Genomic DNA, 22,669 nt, shown 5'->3' with positions numbered 1-22,669 from the left:
ACGTCAACGCGACTCTGCAGCAGATCGCAGAGCTGACGGCGTCCGGCTGCGACATCGTGCGCGTCGCCTGCCCGTCGCAGGACGACGCTGACGCTCTGCCCGCGATCGCCAGGAAGTCCCAGATCCCGGTGATCGCCGACATCCACTTCCAGCCGAAGTACGTCTTCGCCGCCATCGAGGCTGGTTGTGCCGCGGTCCGGGTCAACCCGGGCAACATCCGCAAGTTCGACGACCAGGTGAAGGAGATCGCGGCCGCCGCCAAGGACCACGGCACCCCGATCCGGATCGGCGTCAACGCCGGTTCGCTCGACCCCCGCCTGCTCAAGAAGTACGGCAAGGCCACGCCCGAGGCGCTGGCCGAGTCGGCGATGTGGGAGGCGTCGCTCTTCGCGGAGCACGACTTCCACGACATCAAGATCTCCGTCAAGCACAACGACCCCGTCGTCATGGTGCGCGCGTACGAACTGCTGGCCGAGCAGTGCGACTACCCGCTGCACCTGGGCGTCACGGAGGCCGGTCCGGCCTTCCAGGGGACCATCAAGTCGGCCGTCGCGTTCGGCGCGCTGCTGCGCCAGGGCATCGGCGACACCATCCGGGTGTCGCTGTCCGCCCCGCCGGTCGAGGAGATCAAGGTCGGTCACCAGATCCTGCAGTCGCTCAACCTGCGGCCGCGCAAGCTGGAGATCGTCTCCTGCCCGTCCTGCGGTCGCGCGCAGGTGGACGTGTACACGCTCGCCGAGCAGGTCACGGCCGGTCTGGAGGGCATGGAGGTGCCGCTGCGCGTCGCCGTCATGGGCTGCGTCGTGAACGGCCCCGGCGAGGCCCGCGAGGCCGACCTGGGCGTCGCTTCCGGCAACGGCAAGGGCCAGATCTTCGTCAAGGGCAAGGTCATCAAGACCGTGCCCGAGCACGCGATCGTGGAGACCCTCATCGAGGAGGCCATGCGCCTCGCCGAGGAGATGGAGCCGGTCGAGGGCGGAACTCCCGCCGTCACCGTTGGCTAGTACCTGAACGACTGAGGGCCGCTTCGCGGTCCGAGGGGCGAGGTGTGTCTGCGGAAAGCGCAGACCACCTCGCCCCTCAGTGTCTCGTGGGGGCACCCCACACCCCGGCTGACGCGAGCCGCCCCTCACCGTGTGTCGGGGCACAGGCGCACTGTTGGCTGATGCCACACACGCCGTTCATCTGGCACGCTAGGTGACGTGCTGAGGCTTGCCGGAGCGCGCGTTCTCGACGAACGCGACCTGATCGATGTGCGCGGGGTCTTCGACAACGACCCCGTAGCTGCGTGCATGGTCGCGGCAAGGGTGGAAGTGGCCGGCCTCGACCCGTGGCGTCTGGGCGGCGAGATGTGGGGCTCCGACTCCCGTCCTCTGCGCGGCCGTGTCGACGGCCTGTGCTTCTCCGGGCCGAACTTGATCCCGCTCAAGGGCAGCGCGTCGGCGATGCGCATGTTCGCGGATCGCGCCCGTCGCAGGGGCCGCATGTGCTCCAGCCTGGTGGGTCCGGCCGAGCAGGTCCTGACGCTGTGGGACGAGTTGCAGCCCGACTGGGGCCCCGCCCGCGAGGTGCGCGGCGACCAGCCGTTGATGGCCATCTCGTCGAGCCCGAAGATCACCCCGGACCCGCTGGTGCGCCAGGTCCGTCCCAGCGAGATCGGCCGCTACCTGCCGGCCGCGATCTCCATGTTCATCGAAGAGGTCGGCATCGACCCGTGCGCTGAGGACGGCGGTGCGGGCTATCGGGCTCGTGTGTCGGAGCTGATCGCCGCGGGCCGGGCGTTCGCGCGGTTCGAGCACGGCGAGGTCGTGTTCAAGGCCGAGATCGGCGCCATGTCGTCGCGCGTCGGCCAGATCCAGGGCGTCTGGGTTCGCCCGGACCGCCGAGGTGAGGGCATCGGCACCGCCGGAACGGCCGCGGTGGCGGACCGGCTCGTGCGCGTGCTCAACAGGACGGCCAGCCTCTACGTGAACGGCTACAACCACGTGGCCCAGGCCGCCTACCGGCGAATCGGTTTCGAACAAGTCGGGCAATACGCCACTGTCCTCTTCTGAACGGGCATACTCGCGCGAGTGCGACTTCTCGCGACGATCACGGTGGTGCTGGTGACGGTGAGCGGCTGTGGGCTGTTCAAGTCGGAACCGGGGGCTCCGGAGATCACCAACGACTTCCTGGCGAAGCTCGCGTCCGGTGACGTGCAGGGTGCCGCCGGGATGACCGACAACCCGGCCGACGCCAAGGAGACCCTGGACAAGTTCCGGGGAGCGCTCAAACCGGAAGGCCTGAGCAGCAAGGTCGACCAGATCCGCAAGAACGGCGAGCTGGCGTCGGAGGCGTCCGTCACGCTCGACTGGAACCTCGGCAAGAACCGCCACTGGACGTACTCGACCAAGTTCGACGTGCGCCAGGAAGGCGACACGTGGAAGGTGCACTGGGCGTCGTCGGTGGCGCACCCGAAGCTCGCCCCGCAGCAGTCCATCAAGCTCGCCGAGCTCACGCCGGACCCGGCGCCGGTGCTCGACCGCGACGGCACGCCGTTGCTCGCACCGGAACGCGTCGTCTCGGTGATGCTCGTCCCGAAGGAGGCCGGTGACGTCGCGGCGGTCACGAAGTCCCTCGCGGACGCGCTGAACCCGCTCGACAAGGCCATCACCCAGCAGACGATCACCGACGGCGTGGCCAAGACCCCCGAGGGCCAGGCCTACCAGGTGGCGGCGCTGCGCGACCCGGACTACCAGTCCGTGAAGCCGCTGATCTACGAACTGCCAGGCGTGCGGTTCAGCTCGCAGACGTCGTTGCTGGCACCGAGCCGCAACTTCGCCACCCAGGTGCTGCCCGCGGTGCGCAAGCTCGTCGAGAACGACATCGCCGGCAACGCGGGTTTCCGGGTCAGCACCGTCGACGCGCAGGGCACCGAGGTCGAGGAGCTGCACTCGAAGGCCCCCGAGCCCGCCAAGGCCGTGAACATCGCGCTGTCACGGGCGATCCAGGCCGCCGCCGAGGACGCCGTCGAGCCGGTCACGCAGCCCGCGATCCTCGTGGCCATCCAGCCGTCGACCGGCGACATCCTCGCCGTCGCGCAGAACGACCCCGCCGACGCCCAGGGCGCCCTCGCGCTGACCGGGCGTTTCCCGCCGGGCTCCACGATGAAGGCGGTCTCGGCGCTGGCCGTGATCCAGTCCGGCAAGGTCAACGCCGACACCCCGGTCCCGTGCCCCGGCAAGACGACCATCGACGGCCGGCGGATCGTGCCGAACTCCAGCGAGTTCGACAAGGGCACGATCCCGCTGCACTCGGCGTTCGCGTTCTCCTGCAACACCACGTTCGCGACGCTCGCCGTCGACATGACGCCCGAGTTGCTGCCGAACGCCGCGTTGTCGCTGGGACTCGGCGTCGACTTCGACATCGCGGGCCTCACCACCATCACCGGTTCCGTGCCACCCGCGACCGACGTCGTGGAACGGGCGGAGGACGCGTTCGGCCAGGGCAAGGTGCTGGCCTCGCCGTTCGGCATGGCGCTGGTCGGGGCGTCCATCGCGAAGGGCTCGATGCCGGTGCCACAGCTGGTGCGCGGCAAGGAGACCAAAGCGGACAAACAGCCCGCCGCACCGCCCGTGGCCGCGCTCGACCCGGTGCGCGCGATGATGCGCGAGGTCATCGAGTCGGGCACTGCACCGCAACTCAAGCCGTACGGGGACGTTCGCGGGAAGACTGGTACCGCACAGTTCGGTGACGGCGTGCACTCACACGGGTGGTTCATGGGCTACCGGGGCGATCTCGCGTTCGCGACCTTGGTGCTCAGTGGAGAAACTTCGACTCCAGCCGTGGACGTGGCGGCGAGGTTCCTCAAGGCGGTGCCGTGATGGGCAAGACCAAGGATCTGACCATGCGTGAACGCCTGCTCCGGGCGGGCATCCTGCTGCCCGCGCCGCGGGTGCCGGAGCCGCGTGAGGCAGCTGAAGAGCGGCGGTGGCTGCGGCGGAGCCAGGCCTGAAACCCTCCATGTGCTACCATGTAGCACATGGAGACCGTCGGTGTGCGCGAGCTGAGGCAGAACGCCAGCGTGTACCTGCGTCGCGTGGCTGCGGGCGAATCGATCACGGTGACCGATCGCGGTGTGCCGGTGGCGATGCTGGTTCCGCCGCCGCGAGACGTGATGTTGCGGGAGAAGCTGATCCGCACTGGGGAGCTCATCCCTGCTGAGGGAGATCGAGGCATTCTGACCTCGCCGCCGATCGAGTCGGACGTTGACATCTCGGCAGAGCTGCAGTGGCAGCGAGAGGACAGGCTTTGATCTACCTCGACTCGTCCGCACTGGTGAAGCTGGTGCGGACGGAGGCTGAGAGTGCTGCGCTAGGGCGGTGGCTCGGACTGAACCCCGATCCTGTCGTCAGCAGCGCGTTGGCGCGGACCGAGGTCGCGCGTGCAGTGCTGAACGGAGAAGAGCGACTCCGGGTTCGAGCACGTTCCGTTCTGTCCGCGGTCGACTTGGTTCCGATGACCAACGACCTGCTGGACGAAGCGGCCACGTTGACAACCGTGTTGCGCACGCTCGACGCCATACATCTGGCAACGGCGTGCCGCTTGCGTGCGGACCTGCACGCGTTCGTCGCATATGACAAGCGCTTGCTCTCCGCTGCCGCTGACGTGGGACTCCTGACCGTGGCTCCCGGCGCGGACGGCTAATCTGGAGCGCATGTCTGTTCGTGCCCCTCTGCAGCCCGGTGTGCAATCTCCGCGGCGTCAGGTGCCCTCGCGCATCGTGCGTCCCGAGTACGTCGACAAGCCCGCGCCGCAGCGCGGCACCGACCCGTGGGTGCAGACGCCGGAGATCATCGAGGCCATGCGGGTCGCCGGGCGTCTCGCGGCCCAGGCGCTGCAGGAGGCCGGCAAGGTCGTGGTGCCGGGCGTGACGACGGACGAGATCGACGCCGTGGCGCACGAGTTCCTGTGCGACAACGGCGCGTACCCGTCGACGCTGGGCTACCGCGGCTTCCCGAAGTCGTGCTGCACCTCGCTCAACGAGGTCATCTGCCACGGCATTCCGGACACCACGGTCGTCGAGGACGGCGACATCGTGAACATCGACGTCACCGCGTTCATCGGTGGCGTGCACGGCGACACGAACGCCACGTTCCTCGCGGGCAACGTCTCCGAGGAGGCCAAGCTCCTCGTCGAGCGCACGCACGAGGCGACCATGCGCGCCATCAAGGCCGTGAAGCCCGGTCGCGAGCTCAACGTCGTCGGCCGCGTCATCGAGGCGTACGCGAACCGGTTCAACTATGGCGTCGTGCGCGACTTCACCGGCCACGGCATCGGCCGCACGTTCCACAGCGGGCTCGTGGTCCTGCACTACGACGAGCCGTCGGTGAAGACCGTGCTGGAGCCCGGCATGACGTTCACGATCGAGCCGATGATCACGCTCGGGGACTACGAGGGCGAGATGTGGGACGACGGCTGGACCGTCACCACGAAGGACAAGAGCTGGACCGCTCAGTTCGAGCACACGATCGTCGTGACCGAGACCGGCTCGGAGATCCTCACAGTTTGCTGATCACTGCCTTCAGCGCGGCCGCGACAGCCGAGGGCGACGTCGCGGCCGCCAGGTGGTGCGACTCCAGGCGTTCGACGGGCCAGCCGAGCGCCGTGGCCTGGGCCGCCGCGTCCTCGTAGGCCGACGACAGCTGCACGTATCCGCACGCCCCGGACCACTCGACGCTCGGGCGCTGCTCCTTCAGGAACTCCCACGGCACCTCGGGTGCCTCGTCGCGCATCTCCTCGCGCAGGCCGGCGGGCACGAGCACCAGCGGGTCCGAGTCGAACCAGCGGTCCCAGCGCGGCAGCTTGCCGTCCCGCACGGACGCCTTGATCTTGTTCACGAGGGCGGGATCGACGGTCTCGCGCCACGACCTGCCCGGCGTCGGCAGGTCGGAGTCGAGGAACACGAGGCCCGCCACCTCCACTTCGAGGGCGTCGGCGAAGCACGGCAGCAACGGGCCCGCGCCGCTGTGGCCCACGAGCACCAGCGGGCCGCCGACGCCGGAGTCCTCCAGGGCGTCGGAGAAGGCGCCGATCAGCCGCTGGTGCACCGGTGCCTCGTTGATCGTCATCTGCAGGTCGGCCAGCAGGACGGCCACCCCGTCGGAGGCCAGTTCGTCGGCGAGCGGGCGCATGCTCGACGGGCCGAGGAACGGGCTGTGCATGAGCACGACGGTGAGCATGGGGGTGATGATGGCAGCATTGGCGTCCATGCGGGGCGCGATGTTGATCTGTGGGACGACCTCGGACGCGGGCAAGAGCGTCCTGGTGGCCGGTCTGTGCCGCTTTCTGGCACGCCAGGGCGTCGACGTCGTGCCGTTCAAGGCCCAGAACATGTCGAACAACTCGTTCGTCACACTCGACGGTGGCGAGATCGGGCGCGCTCAGGCGGTGCAGGCGCGAGCGGCGTTCAAGGAGCCCAGCGTCCGGTTCAACCCGGTGCTGCTCAAGCCCGGCAGCGACCGCACGTCCCAGGTCGTCGTGCTCGGCCAGGCGGTAGGTGAGGTCTCCGCGCTGAGCTACCGCGAACGCAAGCAGCAGCTGCTCGGCACCGTTTTGTCCACTTTGGACGGGCTGCGGCGGGACCACGAGGTCGTCATCTGCGAGGGCGCGGGCTCGCCGGCCGAAATCAACCTGCGCCCCAACGACATCGCGAACATGGGGCTGGCCGTCAACGCGAACCTGCCGGTGCTCGTCGTCGGCGACATCGACCGCGGTGGCGTGTTCGCCCACCTCTTCGGCACGGTCGCGGTGCTCGACGCGGCGGACCAGGCGTTGATCTCCGGTTTCGTCGTCAACAAGTTCCGCGGCGATCAGCGGTTGCTCGAACCCGGCCTGCGTCAGCTCAAGCAGCTGACCGGACGGCCGGTGCTCGGCGTGCTGCCGTGGCGCGAGGAACTCTGGCTCGACGCCGAGGATTCGTTGTCCTACAACGCGGACGGCGTGATCGGCAGGCCGCAGCCGCCGAAGCGCGACTGGCTGCGGGTCGCCGTGATCCGGTTGCCGCGCATCTCGAACGCCACCGACGTGGAGGCGCTGGCCTGCGAGCCCGGCGTCTCGGTGCGGTTCGTGACGGAGCCGTCCCGGCTGGCCGACGCGGACCTGGTCGTGCTGCCTGGCTCGAAGGCCACGGTCTCCGACCTCGCGTGGCTGCGGGAAACCGGTCTGGCGCAAGCGATCCAACGCTTCGACGGATCGGTTCTCGGCATCTGCGGCGGCTTCCAGATGCTGTCGAAGCACATCGAGGACGACGTGGAGTCGGGGTACGGCACGGTCGACGGACTCGGCCTGCTCGACGTCGACATCCGGTTCCAGCCGCGCAAGACGCTCGCCACGCCGTCGGGCACCGCGTGGGACGAACCCGTCGCCGGCTACGAGATCCACCACGGCCAGGTCGTCCGCAGCGCCGAGGAACCGTTGATCGGAACGGAAGGCGCGCAGACCGAAAGGATCATCGGCACCCACTGGCACGGCCTGCTGGAGAACGACGCGTTCCGCCGGAGGTTCCTGCGCTGGGCGGCCGAGCGCGCGGGCCGCGACTTCGAACCGGGTGAGGTGAGCTTCCAGGCCGCCCGCGAGGCCCAGCTGGACCTGCTGGGCGACCTGGTCGCCGATCACCTCGACACGAAGGCGGTCATCGACCTGCTGGAACGAGGGGCTCCGGCAGGACTTCCGTTCGTGCCGCCCGGCGCCCCAGCAGCAGCGGAATAGCGAGCCCGGCCAGCACCAGGCCACCGGCCGCCGCCTGCAGCCAGCTCAGGTCCTCGCCGAGGAACGCCCACGCCGAGAGCATCCCGAACACCGGCACCAGCAACGAGAACGGCGCCACGACCGAGGACTCGTACTGGCGCAGCAGGAATCCCCAGATGCCGAACCCGAGCAACGTCGAGATCCACGCGACGTACCCGACGGCGGCTGCTCCGCTCCAGTCGAGGCGGCCGAGCGCGCTCATGTCCTCGGTCAGGGCCGACAGCGCGAACAACGGCAGCACCGCCACCGCGCTCACCCACACCATGAACCGCAACGTGTCCGCGGGCCGCGCGTACCGCATCAGCACGTTCGACACGCCCCAGCAGGCCGCCGCCGCGATGATCAGCGCGAACCCGAGCAGCGGCGACGAGAGGCCGTAGTCCCACGCGATCACCCCGATGCCCGCGACGGCCAGGGCGATGCCGGTGATCTGCACGCGCTTCGGCCGTTCGCGCAGCACGATCGCCGCGAACACCGTCGTGAAGATCACCTGGCTCTGCAGCACCAGGCTCGACAGCCCGGACGGCATGCCGGCCTTGAGGCCGATGAAAAGGAAGCTGAACTTCGCGACGCCCAGCACCAGCCCGACCGAGATGACCCAGCGCCACGGCACCGACGGCCGGCCGACGAAGAAGATCGCGGGCACCGCCGCCGCGAGGAACCTCAGCGCGGAGAACAGGATCGGCGGGAACTCGTCCAGGCCGACCTTGAGCACGACGAAGTTGAAGCCCCAGATGGCGGCAACCAGCACTGCGAGCAGGACGTGACGGGGACTCATGCCCTCAAGCTTGCGCGTGACAACTATTTAGCACTAGTTCCGATTTCTAAGGACCTGGGTTTAGCATTGCTACATGCTCGATCTGGGAAGGCTGAAGGCCCTGAACGCCGTCGCCGTGCATGGCTCGGTCGGCGCCGCGGCCGAGGTGCTCGGCTACACGCCGTCCGCGGTGTCACAGCAGATCGCCAAACTCGAACGCGAGACCCGCACCACGCTGCTGGAACGCAGTGGCCGCGGCGTCCGCCTCACCGACGCCGCCCGCCTGCTCGCGGACACCGCGAGCCAGGTCCTCAAGCTCGTCGAGGAGGCCGAGGTGGCGCTGGAGGAACAGCGAGGCGCCGCGATCGGCCGGCTCTGCATCGGCGCGTTCGCCACGGCCGCGCGCGGACTGCTCCCCGGCGTCCTGGCGGGCCTGATCGACCAGCACCCGGCCCTCGACGTGCGGCTCACGGAGATCGACCCGCCCAACGCCACCGAGGCCGTCGCCCGCGGTGAGCTCGACATGGCGATCGTGCACGACTGGGCGAACACGCCACTGCCGGTGCCGGAGTCGCTGTCCCGCGTCTTCATCGCCGACGACGTCGCCGAGGTGCTGATCCCGGCCACGAACCCGTTGTCGCACAGGGAGTTCCTCGAACCCGCCGACCTCGCCGAGCAGCGGTGGATCTGCCAGACCGAAGGGTCGATCTGCTACGACTGGCTGGTGCGGACGTTCCACGGCGCGGGCATCGAACCGGTGGTGGCGTACCAGATCAGCGAGTACCGGACGCAGATCGCGTTGCTGGCCAAGGGGATCGGGGTCGCGCTGATCCCGCAGCTGGGCAGGGGCGAGGTGCCGGACAGCGTCAGGGCCGTGCCGTTGCGGCCCACGCCCACGCGGCGGCTGTACGCGGTGTGGCGGACCCAGGCCTCGCGCAGGCCCGCCATCACCGCGGCTCTCGACGTGATCAGGCAGGTTTCCTAGGGTGCGATGATCACGTGCGGTTTCTTGGGGGACATCACCTTCAGCACCGCCTTGGCCTCGCGGACGACGCCGGCCATGTCCTTCTTCGTGGTCTTGAAGTACGGCTCGATCGTGAGCGTCGCCGCGTCCTTGTTCTCCACCACGTTCCAGGTGCCGCGCAGGAACCCGTCCACGAGGAACGTCGGCGGGAACACGCCGTTGCGCACCGCGCCCCACCGCGACCGCGCGTCCTCGCTCATGATCCGCTTGCGATCGGCGTGACCCAGCAACACGTTGTCGAACGCGGGCAACAGCCGTGCGGGCGCCGGCACGTCCTCGGACACGATCACGCCGCCCGGCACGTCGAGCAGCACCTTGCCGTCCTCGTTCTTGTACTCCACCAGGTCGAGGTCCGCCGCGTGCGCCTTGAGACCGATCAACCTCGACCAGGCCTGCATGTCCGCGAGCGTCGCCGGTCCGAACGCCCGCAGGTACCGCTTGATCAGCTCCGGCACCGCGGCCTGCTCGGGAAGTTCGCGCCCGAGCCACGACGCCATCGCGACGTTCTGCGGAACGCCGCCCACGCCCCAGATCCCGCGCGGCGGCACCTGGATCATCGGCACCAGCATCTGCGCCTGCGTGGACATCTCGCGCGCCTTGGCCTCGGGGAAGTGCTCCTCCAGGTGCGCGCCGATCTCCGCGACCGTGCGTGGTTCGGCGTCGATGTACTCGCGGGTGATCCGGGCCAGCTTGTCGAGGTCGATCTCGACGCGGGTGGCCGGCGGCATCACGATCTTCGCCCACTTGTTGAGCTCCGGCTGCAACGCCGTGCGCATCAAGTACACGTCGTTGGCCGAGATCAGGTGCAGAGTGCCGCGCCACAACGTCATCCGCACCAGCGAACGGTCGGTGATCAGCTTGCTCAGCGCATCGACCTTGTACGGCTTGAGCCGCGTCCACAGCGCGAGGTACGGCGGAATCGGTGCCTGGGCCTGGAGTCCGCCGAGGTGCTCGACGGCCTCCACGATCGGCATGGACGTCCGCTCCAGCAGCATCTGCCGCGCGAGCAGCGTGCGGTTGAGGGTGCGGTTCGAAAGTGTTGTGCTCACAGCGATCCGAAGAACTTCCTGATGTCTTGGACCAGAAGGTCCGGCTCCTCCATCGCGGCGAAGTGGCCGCCGCGGTCGAACTCCGTCCAGTGCACGATCGACGGGATCATCTTCTCCGCCAGCGACCGCACCGGCAGGCTCAGGTCGTGCGGGAAGACCGCGACGCCGGTCGGCACGGTCGAAGGCTGTTGCTGCCCCCAGGACGCAGACTGCTCCTTGTACAGCGCCGCCGACGAGCCCGCCGTGCCGGTGAACCAGTAGATGGACACGTTGGTCAGCATCTGGTCGCGGTCCACCGCGTCCTCGGGCGCGCCCTCGTTGTCCGTCCAGTCGTGGAACTTCTCCGCGATCCACGCCAGCTGCCCGACGGCCGAGTCCGTCAGCGCGTAGGAGAGCGTGCGCGGCCGGCTGCGCTGCAGGTGCATGTAGCCGGAGAGGTCCTTCTGGTAGTGGTCGAGCGACTCCAGCGCCCGCAGTTCCTCGGGCGAGAGGTCGTTCACGCCCTGAGGCCGGAACGTCTGCAGCATGTTCACGTGCACGCCGATGACCTGCTCGGGGAAGACCCGGCCGATCTCCTGCGCGATGCCGGAACCCCAGTCGCCGCCCTGCGTGCCGTAGCGGTCGTACCCCAGGCCCTCCATCAGCTTCGCGAACGCCCACGAGACGCGCAGGACGTTCCAGCCGGGCTTGCGCACGGTGCCGGAGAAGCCGAAGCCGGGGATCGACGGGATGACGAGGTGGAAGTCCTCGGACAGCGGCCCGATCACGTTCAGGAACTCGACGAACGAGCCCGGCCAGCCGTGGATCAGCAGCAACGGCGTCGCGTCCGGGTTCTGCGAGCGGACGTGCAGGAAGTGGATGCGCTGCCCGCTGATCTCCGTCGTGAACTGCGGGAAGGAGTTGAGCCGCTCTTCCTGCGCGCGCCAGTCGAACCCGTCGCGCCAGTACTCGGCCAGCGGGCGCAGGTAGGTCAGCGGGATGCCATAGGACCAGCCGACGCCCGGTAGGTCCTCTTCCGGCCATCGGGTGTTCGTCAGCCGTGTCCGGAGGTCGTCGACGTCGGTCTGCGGGATCTCGATGCGGAACGGCGTGATCTCCATGGCCCCCACGCTATGAGCTCATGCGGACAGCCATTGTCCGCGGTTCAGCGATTCAGCAGAACTTCTCGATCAGCTCCTCGAAGAAACCGCCTGCCTCGATCGCCGCCTTCTCCTGGTCACCGTCCCGGACCGCGTGCAGCAGCCCGGTGTGCGACACCTGGTCGGTACCAGGCTGGCTGGTGTCGACAGACGCCGCCACCGAAGCTTTGACGGCCTCGGTCAAGCCCTGGTAGAGCTCGGCTAGAAGCGTGTTGTGCGAGCACTGCACGAGCAGCACGTGGAACGCGGTGTCGTGCTCGATCACCTCGGCCCACTGCTCGTCCTCCATCGCCGCGTCGCGCTTGTGCAGCAACTCGGTGAGGCGCGCCAGTTCGGTGTCCGTGCGGTGCTTGGCGGCCAGGCGCGCGCCCTCCATCTCGAGGGTGCGGCGGACCTGGAGCACCTCCTTCAGCTCCGTTCCGCACATGCGGCGGACCGCGCCGGAGATCTCGCTGGTCGCGCGGACGAACGTGCCGTCGCCCTGCCGCACCTCCAGCAGTCCGGCGTGGGAAAGCGCGCGCACGGCCTCTCGGACCGTGTTCCGACCCACCCCGAGCGCGGTGACCAGCTCGGGCTCGGGCGGGATGCGCTGCCCGACGGGCCATTCACCAGTCGTGATCGCGCTGCGCATCTGCTCGATCACCTGGTCGACGAGGCCCGCCCGTCGGGTAGTGGCCAACGGCACAGCGTCATCCTTTCATCCGAACATCCTACGTCTGCGATAGTGGTGCCCGTGACGATGAAGCAGACGACTCTTGCCGCACAGACTGCCACCGATCCAGGTCGCAGGGTGACGGTCGTCATGAATCGTCACGTTCCGCTGGTCGGGTCCGCGTTGCTCGCGATCGGGGTCGCCCTCGCTGCCGCGAATCTCCGCCCTGCGGTGACCAGTCTGGCCTCGGTGCTCGGTGATGTCCGCGCCGCCCTTGGGGTTTCGGCCGCTTGGACCAGTGCTCTGACGGCCGTTCCGGCGCTTTGTTTCGGCTTCGCGGCGTTCGCTGCCCCTTGGCTGGGTCGCCGCCTCGGCATGGCTCGTGCGATCGGACTGTCATTGGGGGTGCTCACGCTCGGCCTGGTGCTGCGCGTGATCGACGGTCCGTGGGTCGTGCTGGGCGGCACCTTTATCGCGTGTGCGGGCATCGCGGTGTCCAACGTGCTGATCCCGGTGGTGGTGAAGGCGTCCTTCCCCTCGAAGGTCGGCCTGATCACCGGTGTCTACACGGGAGCGCTCGCCGCTGGTGCGGCTTTGGCCGCGGCGCTGACTCCTCGACTGGAGGACTGGCTCGGCTCCTGGCGGCCGGCCGTCGGCGCGTGGGCGTTGTTGTCGGCCGGCGCGGTGGTCGTGTGGTTCGCCGCGGCACGGCACGGTGAGGCGGCTTCCGTGGTGCGGTCGGTCGCGCCGGTCGAGAAGCGCTCGTTGCTGCGCAGTCCGCTGGCGTGGGTGATCACGGTGTTCTTCGGCCTGCAGTCGTTGTTCGCCTACACCGTCATGGGCTGGCTGCCCGCGATGCTCGTCGACTCCGGCGTCGACCGGAACACCGCCGGCATGCTGCTCGCCGGTTCGATGCTGCTGAGCGTTCCGGTGAGCCTGTTCGTGCCGCCGATCGCCGCCCGGTTCTCCAGCCAGGCGCCGGTGGTGCTGGCGCTGGGAGTCCTGTCGTTCGCCGGGATTCTGGGCATGCTGGTGGCGCCCGCCGCCGCACCCGGACTCTGGGTGGTGCTGATCGGGTTCGGCATGGGCATGTTCCCGCTGGCGCTGCTCGTCATGTCGCTGCGCACCAAGTCCACTTCGGACACCGCACGGCTGTCGGCCATGGCGCAGAGCATCGGCTACCTGATCGCGGCGTCCGGGCCGTTCGCGTTCGGTGTGCTCCGCGAGGCCACCGGGACCTGGACCGCGTCGCTGACGCTGCAGCTGGTGCTGCTGGCCGCGCTGACCGTGCTGGGCATGATCGCCGGCCGGCCCCGGTACGTCTGACCCAGTCGGTCAGGAATCGAGAAGCGGCACGTTCTCGCTGGTCCTAGCGTTGCAGCCATGGACATCAGCATTCACGCCACGTTCCTCCCGCACACCGACCCCGACGCCTCGCTCGCGTTCTACCGCGACCTGCTCGGCTGGGAGGTCCGCGCCGACGTCGGCCAGGGCACGATGCGGTGGATCACGGTCGCGCCCGCCGGCGCGGGCTCTGCCGTGGTCCTGGAACCGCCCGCCATGGCCGATGGTCTGACGGACGGTCAGCGCACCGCGATCGCCGAGATGATCGAGAACGGCTCGTACGCGTTCATCAACCTGTCCACGCCCGATCTCGAAGGCGCGTTCGACAAGCTTCAGGCCGGTGGCGCGGACGTCGTGCAGGAGCCGGCCGATCAGCCGTGGGGTGCGCGTGACTGCGTGTTTCGCGACCCGGCGGGCAACACCGTCCGGATCCAGCAGGCCTGAGTCGCCTCAGTTGGAAACAAACCCGCGGTGCAGCACCGTGAGCTGGTCGGCCAGGTAGCGGGCCCACGCCTTCGCCCGGTCCCAGTCCGGTGCGGCGCCGTCGAAGCTGATCGGCCCGTGGGCGTTGAGCTTCCGGGCCATGCGCGTGACGTCGTTCGGTGCCGGGGCGATGCCGCGGTGGAACAACCACACGGGCGTGTGTTTGAGGGAAACCTTGTGCCGCCGCACGAACCGATGCGCATCGCGCGTCGCGGCGTCACCCAGAATCACGGCACCGAACCCGTACAGCGTTTCGGCCGCGGTGACCGGGAGCACGATGACTCGCAGTCCGCAGCCCGCGAGTTCGGTGCCGATGATCTGGGCGATCTCGTCGGTGGCGGCGACCTTGGAGGTGTAGGCGACGAGGACTTTGTCTGTCATCGCTGCATCTTTGTCGGTGATTCCCGTTCGCGGCAGCGGCGGAAGTCCTGTCGTTCAAGGACTTCAGTCCAGCGGCAGGTTCAGCAACGCGTTCTCGACCAGCTCGGGCATCGCCGGATGGATCCAGTACTGCCCCTGCGCCATGGACTTCGCGTCCAGCCCGAAGCTCATCGCCTGGATCAACGGCTGGATCACCGTCGACGCCTGCGGCCCGATGATGTGCGCGCCGAGCAGTTGTCCGGTGGCCGGGTCCGCGATCAGCTTCGCGAAGCCGGTCGTGTCCTCCATCGCCCAGCCGTACGCGATGGACGCGTAGGCCTGGCTCGCGGTGACGTAACGGATTCCGCTCGCCTTGGCCTGTTCCTCGGTGAGCCCGACGCTCGCGATCTGCGGGCTGGAGAAGACGGCGGCCGGCACGAAGCGGTGGTCGCTCTTGATCTGCTCGTCGGGGTTCAGCAGGTTGTGCCGGACCACCTTGGCCTCGTGGTTCGCGACGTGCTTGAGTTGGTGCTCCGAGCTGATGTCGCCCAGGGCGTAGATGTGCGGCTGGGTCGTTTTCTGGAACTCGTCCACCTTCACGCGGCCGTCTTCGTGCGTGTCGATGCCGGCGTTGTGAGTTTGGAGCAGGTCGCTGTTCGGCTGCCTGCCCGTTGCGATGAGGAGCTGTTGTGCCTCAACGGTTTCCTCGCCGTTGGGGCCCTCCAGGTGGAGCTTCACGCCGGTCGCCGTCTTCTCGGCGCGGGTGGTCTTGCGGTTGAGCAGGACGTTCCACTTCTGCTTCGCGATCTCCGTGAAGCGCGTGGCGATCTCCAGGTCCTCGTGGCGGAGGAGGAGGTTCGAGCGGGCGATCACCGTGACCTCGACGCCGAAGCTGCTGAAGACGTGCGCGAACTCCGACGCGATGAAGCCGCTGCCGACGATGATCAGGCTCTCGGGGAGCTCGTCCAGACGCATGATCGTGTCGCTGGTGTGGAAGCCCGTGGTGTCCAGGTCCGCGATGTCCGGGACGGTGGGGCGGCTGCCCGCTGCCACGACGATCCGGTCCGCGGTGATGGTCTCGCCGGTGCCCGTGTCGATCGTGTGGGCGTCGATGAAGTGCGCGGTGCCTTCGTAGACCGTGACGTTCGCGTTCTCGTTGGCGCGCCAGTTGCGGCCGCCTTCGGCGATCGGGTCGATCCTGTTGAAGATGCGGTCGCGGATTTCTGGCCAGTGGACTGCGTCTGTGTGCGCGTCTACGCCCAGTTTTTTGGCGTTGGCCGGGGCTGCGGCCTGGTCTGCGGTGTGGACGAACATCTTTGTGGGGATGCAGCCCACGTTCAGGCAGGTGCCGCCGAAGGTCCCCTTTTCCAGGATGGCGATCTGCCAGCCTGCCATGGCGTCCGTCGGGATGCTGTTGCCGGAGCCGGTGCCGATGATGACCAGGTCGAAGTGCCTCACGTGTGGATCCAACCATTTTGGGATGGGTCGTGTTCCCTTGATGGGGTTACGTGGGGCTTACGGGATTGTCGCGGCTTTGTTTGCGTTCCCCGGTTGCGTGCGGCGGGCCTGCGGTTGAGTGCTTCCCTCTGGGGGCTCTGCCCCCAGACCCCCGGCAATCTGATCGGGGGAGGGCGCCGTGGGTGGGTTGATGGCACGCCTGTTGATTTGGGCGGCCGCCGGTTGCTTGGAGAGTTGCGTTGGCGGTGGGGTCCCGTCACGAGCCGCACCAAGAGCGGGCCACATGCAGGTAGGGGTGTCAACTCGACGAAAAGCGTGTCGAGTTGACACCCCTACCTGCATGCAGCAAGAGCTATGGCGCGACTCGTGACGGGACCCCACCGCCCTGACCGCGCGGTAAGGACGGCTCGCCTTCGGCTTCGCGGGCAGGCGGGTGGGTGGGTGCTGTCAGTGTTGGTAGGTCGGGGTGATGATCGCCCTTGCCAGGGTGTGGAAGGCCAGGTTGAAGCTGACCACTGCTGGGGAGGCGTCGCCGTCCACGTCCAGCTTGTCTACGTCTACGGCGTGCACCACGAAGTAGTAGCGGTGCGGGTGGTCGCCCTTGGGTGGGGCGGCGCCGCCGAAGGCTCGGGTGCTGTAGTCGGAGCGGACGTGGAAGGCGTCACCCGGAAGTGTGGCGTCCGAGGTGCCTGCGCCGGTGTCCAATTGAGTGGTGGTAGCCGGGAGGTTGACTGCCACCCAGTGCCAGAAGCCTGAGGGGGTGGGGGCGTCCGGGTCGTAGCAGGTGACTACGAAGCTGCGGGTCTCCTCCGGGAAGCCCGACCAGGAGAGCTGAGGTGAGGTGTTGCCGCCCTCGAAGACCTGGGCGTCGTCCAGCTGTTCGCCGTCTCGCACGTCCGTCGAGGTGACGGTGAAGGTGCCGACCTGCGGGAGCAGTTCGTAGGGGTCGGGAGCGACTGGGCGCTCGAGGCTCATGGGAGTCCTCCTTTTGTGATCAGTTCGACCCTATCCCCGTGCAACCATGGAGGCCTGCGCGACGTCTTTCGCGTGGAGGGGGATTTTTGATGTCGAGGTTGCGGCTTTTTGCTGCCTTTTTGCTGGTTGCCGGGGTGGTGGCGTGTGCGGACGCGCCCGATTCCGGGGCCGGTTCGCCTGTGCTGACCACGTCCATGCCGCCGGTGAGCACGACTGCGCCGGAGCGGCCCAAGCGGATGTTCGAGCCGCCGTATCCGTACGGGACTGTGCAGGCCAAGGCGCCTGCGATCGCCGACGGGATGGTGCCCGTCGTCACGCACATCCAGACTGACAAGCCGTACGTGTTCATCACGATCGACGACGGGGCCGTGCAGCATCCGAAGGCTCGTGAGCTGATGATCGAGGCCGGGGTGTGGCCGTCGGTCTTCCTGAACACGAAGTACGCCGAGGGGCACAAGGACTACTTCAAGCAGTTGCCCGTCACGGTCCACAGCCACACGTCGAACCATCCGAACCTTCAGGGCAAGGGGTTCGAGTTCCAGAAGCACGAGATCTGCGGCAACGCTGACTTCCTGGCGGGGGACTACGGGAAGCGGCCCACGTTGTTCCGGCCGCCGTTCGGGAACTACGACGCGACCACTCGCCATGCGGCGGCCAGTTGTGGGTTCAAGGCGCTGGTCAACTGGACTGCGGCGGTCAACGACGGGCGCGTGCAGTTCCAGCAGGGGGACAAGCTCAACCGCGGCGACATCGTGCTCATGCACTTCCGGACGACGTTCGTCGAGGATTTCACGGCGTTCCTGAACCGGGCCAAGCAGGACGGGCTGACGCCGGTGCCGCTGGAGGACTTTCTGGGGTAGCGGGGCAACCAGGAGGCCTGGCCGGGCGTGACCTGTGCGGGCGTCTTCTGGGGAAGAGGGGGAGCGATGAAGCGGATCGCAGCAGCAGCGCTTGTCGCCGTGGGGATGGCGGTCGGTGTCGTGCCGGCCGTGTCGGCGGCTGAGGGGAACGAGCTGACGGCCATTCGGACCGGGCTGCACGCCGGGTTCGACCGGGTGGTGTTCGACTTCACCGGGCCGCGGCCGAGCGTGACGGAGTACCGGACGACCTCGCTGGAGCACTGCGCGTCCGGCAAGCCGATCACGGCCACGGGCGACGAGTTCCTGGTCGTGAGCATGCAGCCGGCGAACGCGCACGACTACGCCGGGCCGCGTGCGTTCGACACGCCTGGCCTGTCGAAGGTCCGGAGCGTCACGAACACGTGCGATTTCGAGGCTCACCTGGACTTCGCGATCGGGTACGCCACGAAGGGGAGGGCGTACCGGATCTCGTTCCTGGACAACCCGACCCGTGTCGTGGTCGACGTCAACAACAGCTGACGGGGGAGACGAGTGAAGAAGCGTCTTGGTGCGGTGCTGCTCGCGGTGGCCGCGGTGTTCACGTTCGTTCCGGTGGCGTCGGCGCAGGGGCATGCCGAGCTCACGAACATCCGGACCGGCAAGCACGACGGGTACGAGCGGATCGTGCTCGACCTGAACGGGCTGCCGAGCAACTCGATGTCCCGGGAGGCGACCGAGGTCTCGAACTGCGCCTCGGGCAACCCGGTTCCGATGGCGGGCAACGAGATCCTGGAGACGATGTTCTTCGGCGCCGCGTCGTACGACGAGAACTTCGACCCGACGTACACCGGTCCGCGCAACTTCGTGCCGCAGGGGCTGACCAACGTGAAGGGCATCGCCTTCACGTGCGACTTCGAGGCGACCATGGGCATCGCGGTCAGCTACGAGAACGCGAACTCGTGGCACAAGGTCTTCACGCTGACCAACCCCGACCGGGTCGTCATCGACATCTACTCGTACTGACGCAACTGTGGTCTGGGTCACACGTCTTCAGGGTGTGGGAAGAGCCCTGAGAGGGGGCCGAGATGAACAGACGTCTTGTCGCGGTGCTCGTGGCGGTGTCGGCGGTGTTCACGTTCGTGCCGATGGCGTCGGCGCAGAGCACGGCCACGCTGTCGGACATCAGGACCGGGCAGCACAACGGCTTCAGCCGGGTGGTGCTGGACCTGTCCGGGGCGCCGACCGAGTACCGGGTCAGTGAGGTCACCGGCGTGTCGCACTGCGCGTCCGGGAACCCGATCACCGTTGCCGGGCCCGGGATTCAGGAGATCCTGGCAGTCACGTTGATCGGCGCGGCCGCGCACGACGACAACGGGAACCCGACGTACACCGGGTCGCGGAACTTCGCGACGCCTGGCCTGAGCAACATCCGCGGGGTCGCGCTCACGTGCGACTTCGAGGCCACGCTGGGAGTTGCCGTCGGTTACGCCAACGCCGCGTCGTGGCACCGGGTGTTCACGTTGACGAGCCCGAACCGGCTCGTCATCGACGTTGGCCTGTAGAAACGAAAAAGCCTCGTGGGGGCAGCGGTCGCCGCTACTGCCCCCACGAGGGGTCTGTTTCCGTTACGCCGCAACGGTCGCGGCGGCCTGCTTCGAGAGTGCGTGGTCCAGCACCTGTGCCACGTCCGAGACGAAGTGCACGGTCAGCTGCTCACGCACCGACTCCGGCACGTCCTCCAGGTCCGGCTCGTTGCGCTGCGGCAGCAGCACGGTCGTGATGCCCGCGCGGTGAGCGGCCAGCAGCTTCTGCTTCACGCCACCGATCGGCAACACCCGGCCGGTCAACGAGATCTCGCCCGTCATCGCCACGTCCGAGCGCACCGGGCGGCCGGACAGCAGTGATGCCAGCGCGGTCGTCATCGTGACGCCCGCGGACGGCCCGTCCTTCGGCACCGCGCCCGCCGGGACGTGGATGTGCACTCCCCGGTCGGCCAGCGCCGCGGCGCCTTCGTCGTGCGAACGCAGGTACGACAACGCGATCTGTGCGGACTCCTTCATCACGTCGCCCAGCTGACCGGTCAGCGTGACGCCGGACGCGCCGGTGTCCTTCGGGGCCAGCGAGGCCTCGATGAACAGCACGTCGCCACCGACACCCGTGACGGCCAGACCCGTTGCCACGCCTGGGACGGAGGTGCGTTCCGCCGATTCCGGCGTGTTCTTCGGGCTGCCGATGTAGGACTTCAGCGACGGCTGGTCGATCGTGATCGGGAACTCCGTCTCGCCCAGGGCCACCTTCGCGGTCGCCTTGCGCAGGATGCGCGCGAGGGCCCGTTCCAGTTGCCGCACACCGGCTTCCCGCGTGTACTCGCTCGCGAGCTGGTGCAGCGCGGGCTTCTCGAACGTGACGTCCTCAGGCGTGAGGCCGGCGCGTTCGATCTGGCGCGGAAGCAGGTGACCGCTGGCGATCGTGACCTTCTCGTCCTCGGTGTAGCCGTCGAGCTGCACGAGTTCCATGCGGTCGAGCAGTGGCGCCGGGATCGTGTCCAGGACGTTCGCGGTCGCGAGGAACACGACGTCCGAGAGGTCCAGCTCGACCTCCAGGTAGTGGTCGCGGAACGTGTGGTTCTGCGCCGGGTCCAGGACCTCGAGCAACGCCGCCGTCGGGTCGCCGCGGTAGTCGGAGCCGACCTTGTCGATCTCGTCGAGCAGCACGACCGGGTTCATCGAACCGGCCTCGCTGATCGCGCGGACGATCCGGCCCGGCAACGCGCCGACGTACGTGCGGCGGTGACCGCGGATCTCGGCCTCGTCGCGCACGCCACCGAGCGCCACGCGAACGAACTTGCGGCCCATCGCCCGTGCCACGGACTCACCGAGCGACGTCTTGCCGACGCCGGGAGGGCCCGTCAGCGCGAGCACAGCGCCCGAACGACGTCCGCCCACGACGCCCATGCCGCGGTCGGCACGACGCTTGCGCACGGCCAGGTACTCGGTGATGCGCTGCTTCACGTCGTCCAGGCCCGCGTGGTCGGCGTCGAGGATCTCGCGCGCCGCCTTGATGTCGTAGGAGTCCTCGGTCCGCTCGTTCCACGGCATCTCGAGGACGGTGTCGAGCCACGTCCGGATCCAGCCCACCTCGGGCGACTGCTCGGAGGTGCGCTCCAGCTTGTCGACCTCGGCCAGCGCGGCCTTCGCGACCTTCTCCGGCAGGTCCGCCGCCTCGACACGGGCGCGGTAGTCGTCCTGCTCGGTCGCGGGCTTGCCGTCGAGCTCGGCCAGTTCCTTGCGGATCGCGGCCATCTGCTGGCGCAGCAGGAACTCCCGCTGCTGCTTCTCGACGCCTTCCTTCACGTCCTTGGCGATCGTCTCGTTGACGTCGAGCTCGGTCAGGTGCGCCTGACCCCACTCCACCAGCTTCTCCAGCCGGGTGGTGACGTCGCTCGTCTCCAGCAGCCAGATCTTCTGCTGGTCGTCGAGGTAGGAGGCGTAGCCCGCGAGGTCGGCCAGCGCCGACGGGTCGCTGATCTGCTGCACCGAGTCGACCATCTGCCACGCGCCCCGCGTCTGCAGGATGTTCGTCACGAGCGCGCGGTACTGCTTCGCGAGCTCACGCGTCCGGTCGGTGATCGGGGAGTCGTCCGCGATCGTCGCGTTCACCCACAGCGCCGCGCCCGGCCCCGTGGTGCCCGTGCCGATGCGCACGCGCTTGGTGCCGCGCACGACGGCAGCGCGTTCGCCACCGGGCAGGCGGCCGACCTGTTCGATCTCGGCCAGTGTGCCTACTGCTGCGTACTTCCCGTCCAGCCGTGGAACGAGCAGCACTTGATGATTTGCCGCGGTCGTAGCCGCGTCTACGGCCGCACGGGCCTCAGCGCTCGCGTCCGCACCCGAGATGCGGATCGGCACCACCATGCCGGGCAGCACCACGACGTCGTCCAGCGGCAGTACCGGCAGGGCCAGAGTCTCGCCCATCTCGTCACCCTCCAAAGTTGAGTCTGTACCGCTCAACCATCTGGAGTGGGGCAGTGTTCCCCTGACGTGTTCGCTGTCAGCGAGCAGCTGCCCGAAGGCGTCTGACCAGCGCGATCTCGCCGGTCACGCGGGCGAGCGCGGTGCTCGTGGGGCACGCGGACAGCACGCCGACGGGCCTGCGTCGCAGGTCGAGACGCTCGCCGCCGGGAAATTTCACCGAGCACCGGTTGGCCGCCGCGACGAACGGCAGGAGCATCTCGCCTGCCTCGACCGTACGCCCGCTCAGCACGACGGGGCGGGACGTCCGGCGGGCGGGAGCTAGGGGAATCGGGGTGTCGAACCGCAGCAGTTCCTCGACGGCGTCCCGCGCGAGCCCCGGTTCGTTCCTGAGCAGCTCGGCCTGGGCCGGATGATCGTTCAGCGCGTGCAACGCGTTCGTGAGGAACGCCTGCGTGGTGGCCAGAGCTGTCGCGGCGAACGCCTCCACGCCGTGCGCGAGCGTGAACGCCTCGGCCGCCGTCGCCGCAAGCGATTGCGCGAACGTGGCGTCGTCGGCGTCGGCCAGCTCGATGGTGCACATCGTGACCACGGGCCGCACGACCTTCATGGCGTGCGCGATCACCCGTTTGGGTAACGGGTCAGGGTCGCCCGCGTCCAGGTCGAGCACTGTCAGTACGTCGTCGTAACGGGTGATGCACCAGCCACCGATATCGGCGTCGAAGTGCACCGGCGAGCGTTCCCTGAGAAGGCGGAACCTCGCGTGGAGCTCAGCGGTGCTGGAGGGCATGTCCACCCACACGTGACCGAAACCATTCCGGTTCGGATGT

General features: G+C 68.3%; 24 protein-coding genes. 14 read left to right on the top strand and 10 right to left on the bottom strand.

Translation table 11 applies throughout. The features are described from left to right. The 6 genes from ispG to map form a co-directional block, all read left to right on the top strand. A partial coding sequence (gene ispG / locus BM417_RS23110) for a flavodoxin-dependent (E)-4-hydroxy-3-methylbut-2-enyl-diphosphate synthase (RefSeq protein WP_093597874.1) occupies nt 1-1,004 on the top strand: 1,004 nt, incomplete at its 5' end. A 198-nt stretch (nt 1,005-1,202) separates the two neighbouring features. Beyond that, nucleotides 1,203-2,054 carry a GNAT family N-acetyltransferase gene (locus tag BM417_RS23105; RefSeq protein WP_177320545.1) on the top strand — a complete coding sequence of 284 codons (852 nt, stop codon included), beginning with the start codon at nt 1,203-1,205 and terminating at the stop codon, nt 2,052-2,054. An 18-nt stretch (nt 2,055-2,072) separates the two neighbouring features. Further along, a complete protein-coding gene (locus BM417_RS23100) occupies nt 2,073-3,863 on the top strand; it encodes a penicillin-binding transpeptidase domain-containing protein (protein WP_177320544.1) in 1,791 nt (596 codons plus the stop codon). A gap of 158 nt (nt 3,864-4,021) precedes the next feature. Continuing rightward, a complete protein-coding gene (locus tag BM417_RS23095) occupies nt 4,022-4,294 on the top strand; it encodes a type II toxin-antitoxin system Phd/YefM family antitoxin (protein WP_093597867.1) in 273 nt (90 codons plus the stop codon). Next, nucleotides 4,270-4,686 carry a type II toxin-antitoxin system VapC family toxin gene (locus tag BM417_RS23090; RefSeq protein WP_281251344.1) on the top strand — a complete coding sequence of 139 codons (417 nt, stop codon included), beginning with the start codon at nt 4,270-4,272 and terminating at the stop codon, nt 4,684-4,686. The genes BM417_RS23095 and BM417_RS23090 overlap by 25 nt, the downstream gene beginning before the upstream one ends. 10 nt (nt 4,687-4,696) lie before the next feature. Then, nucleotides 4,697-5,554, top strand: coding sequence for a type I methionyl aminopeptidase (map, locus tag BM417_RS23085; RefSeq protein WP_093597861.1), 858 nt, complete (start codon nt 4,697-4,699; stop codon nt 5,552-5,554). Here the strand turns inward: map and BM417_RS23080 are convergent. Beyond that, nucleotides 5,541-6,221 carry an alpha/beta fold hydrolase gene (locus BM417_RS23080; RefSeq protein WP_093598110.1) on the bottom strand — a complete coding sequence of 227 codons (681 nt, stop codon included), beginning with the start codon at nt 6,219-6,221 and terminating at the stop codon, nt 5,541-5,543. The two genes, map and BM417_RS23080, sit on opposite strands and share 14 nt — an antisense overlap. Nucleotides 6,222-6,249: 28 nt before the next feature. Here BM417_RS23080 and BM417_RS23075 point away from each other — a divergent pair, with 28 nt between their 5' ends. Further along, on the top strand, nt 6,250-7,749 hold the full coding sequence (locus BM417_RS23075) for a cobyric acid synthase (protein WP_093597858.1): 1,500 nt from the start codon (nt 6,250-6,252) through the stop codon (nt 7,747-7,749). On the opposite strand, the gene BM417_RS23070 is transcribed toward BM417_RS23075, so the two are convergent. Then, nucleotides 7,673-8,566 (bottom strand): EamA family transporter, encoded by an 894-nt coding sequence (locus tag BM417_RS23070; protein ID WP_093597855.1) that lies wholly within the window; start codon nt 8,564-8,566, stop codon nt 7,673-7,675. The genes BM417_RS23075 and BM417_RS23070 overlap by 77 nt on opposite strands. A gap of 73 nt (nt 8,567-8,639) precedes the next feature. Between BM417_RS23070 and BM417_RS23065 the strand changes: the two genes are divergently transcribed. Next, complete coding sequence (locus BM417_RS23065) at nt 8,640-9,530, top strand: LysR family transcriptional regulator (RefSeq protein ID WP_093597852.1); 891 nt, start codon at nt 8,640-8,642, stop codon at nt 9,528-9,530. On the opposite strand, the gene BM417_RS23060 is transcribed toward BM417_RS23065, so the two are convergent. Genes BM417_RS23060 through BM417_RS23050 form a run of 3 tightly spaced genes read right to left on the bottom strand, consistent with a single transcriptional unit; the run spans nt 9,527 to nt 12,442 of the window. After that, a complete protein-coding gene (locus tag BM417_RS23060) occupies nt 9,527-10,618 on the bottom strand; it encodes a winged helix DNA-binding domain-containing protein (protein WP_093597850.1) in 1,092 nt (363 codons plus the stop codon). The genes BM417_RS23065 and BM417_RS23060 overlap by 4 nt on opposite strands. Then, nucleotides 10,615-11,718 carry an epoxide hydrolase family protein gene (locus BM417_RS23055; protein ID WP_177320543.1) on the bottom strand — a complete coding sequence of 368 codons (1,104 nt, stop codon included), beginning with the start codon at nt 11,716-11,718 and terminating at the stop codon, nt 10,615-10,617. Before BM417_RS23055 ends, BM417_RS23060 begins: the two co-directional genes overlap by 4 nt. A gap of 52 nt (nt 11,719-11,770) precedes the next feature. Further along, nucleotides 11,771-12,442: a FadR/GntR family transcriptional regulator gene (locus tag BM417_RS23050; protein WP_093597847.1), complete on the bottom strand. Its 672-nt coding sequence runs from the start codon at nt 12,440-12,442 to the stop codon at nt 11,771-11,773. A gap of 117 nt (nt 12,443-12,559) precedes the next feature. Here BM417_RS23050 and BM417_RS23045 point away from each other — a divergent pair, with 117 nt between their 5' ends. Beyond that, a complete protein-coding gene (locus BM417_RS23045) occupies nt 12,560-13,735 on the top strand; it encodes an MFS transporter (protein WP_245822088.1) in 1,176 nt (391 codons plus the stop codon). 57 nt (nt 13,736-13,792) lie between these two features. After that, complete coding sequence (locus BM417_RS23040; protein ID WP_093597844.1) at nt 13,793-14,197, top strand: VOC family protein; 405 nt, start codon at nt 13,793-13,795, stop codon at nt 14,195-14,197. 6 nt (nt 14,198-14,203) lie between these two features. Here the strand turns inward: BM417_RS23040 and BM417_RS23035 are convergent, their stop codons facing one another. The 3 genes from BM417_RS23035 to BM417_RS23025 all read right to left on the bottom strand — a co-directional run bounded on the left by BM417_RS23035 (nt 14,204) and on the right by BM417_RS23025 (nt 17,029). After that, entirely contained in the window at nt 14,204-14,617 is a 414-nt protein-coding gene (locus BM417_RS23035; protein WP_093597841.1) for an NADPH-dependent FMN reductase family protein, read from the bottom strand. A 63-nt stretch (nt 14,618-14,680) separates the two neighbouring features. Beyond that, nucleotides 14,681-16,054 (bottom strand): mycothione reductase, encoded by a 1,374-nt coding sequence (locus tag BM417_RS23030; protein WP_093597839.1) that lies wholly within the window; start codon nt 16,052-16,054, stop codon nt 14,681-14,683. Between the two features lie 447 nt (nt 16,055-16,501). After that, nucleotides 16,502-17,029 carry a YbhB/YbcL family Raf kinase inhibitor-like protein gene (locus tag BM417_RS23025; RefSeq protein ID WP_093597836.1) on the bottom strand — a complete coding sequence of 176 codons (528 nt, stop codon included), beginning with the start codon at nt 17,027-17,029 and terminating at the stop codon, nt 16,502-16,504. Between the two features lie 194 nt (nt 17,030-17,223). Here BM417_RS23025 and BM417_RS23020 point away from each other — a divergent pair, with 194 nt between their 5' ends. The 4 genes from BM417_RS23020 (at nt 17,224) to BM417_RS23005 (ending at nt 19,430) form a co-directional block, all read left to right on the top strand. Then, a complete protein-coding gene (locus BM417_RS23020; protein WP_245822113.1) occupies nt 17,224-17,889 on the top strand; it encodes a polysaccharide deacetylase family protein in 666 nt (221 codons plus the stop codon). A gap of 66 nt (nt 17,890-17,955) precedes the next feature. After that, on the top strand, nt 17,956-18,408 hold the full coding sequence (locus tag BM417_RS23015; RefSeq protein WP_143138763.1) for an AMIN-like domain-containing (lipo)protein: 453 nt from the start codon (nt 17,956-17,958) through the stop codon (nt 18,406-18,408). Nucleotides 18,409-18,420: 12 nt separating this feature from the next. Continuing rightward, a complete protein-coding gene (locus BM417_RS23010; RefSeq protein WP_143138762.1) occupies nt 18,421-18,891 on the top strand; it encodes an AMIN-like domain-containing (lipo)protein in 471 nt (156 codons plus the stop codon). 62 nt (nt 18,892-18,953) lie between these two features. Next, complete coding sequence (locus BM417_RS23005; protein WP_143138761.1) at nt 18,954-19,430, top strand: AMIN-like domain-containing (lipo)protein; 477 nt, start codon at nt 18,954-18,956, stop codon at nt 19,428-19,430. Nucleotides 19,431-19,493: 63 nt separating this feature from the next. On the opposite strand, the gene lon is transcribed toward BM417_RS23005, so the two are convergent. Beyond that, nucleotides 19,494-21,842, bottom strand: coding sequence for an endopeptidase La (lon, locus tag BM417_RS23000; RefSeq protein ID WP_093597822.1), 2,349 nt, complete (start codon nt 21,840-21,842; stop codon nt 19,494-19,496). Between the two features lie 76 nt (nt 21,843-21,918). Next, nucleotides 21,919-22,629, bottom strand: a complete 711-nt coding sequence (locus tag BM417_RS22995; protein ID WP_143138760.1) for a cytochrome P450 family protein — start codon at nt 22,627-22,629, stop codon at nt 21,919-21,921. Nucleotides 22,630-22,669: the final 40 nt, after the last annotated feature.

The sequence above is a fragment of the Lentzea waywayandensis genome (assembly GCF_900115955.1).
Taxonomy (GTDB): Bacteria; Actinomycetota; Actinomycetes; order Mycobacteriales; family Pseudonocardiaceae; genus Lentzea; species Lentzea waywayandensis.
The sequence above is the reverse complement of the archived record's forward strand: the minus strand, read 5'-3'. Positions and strand labels throughout refer to the sequence as shown.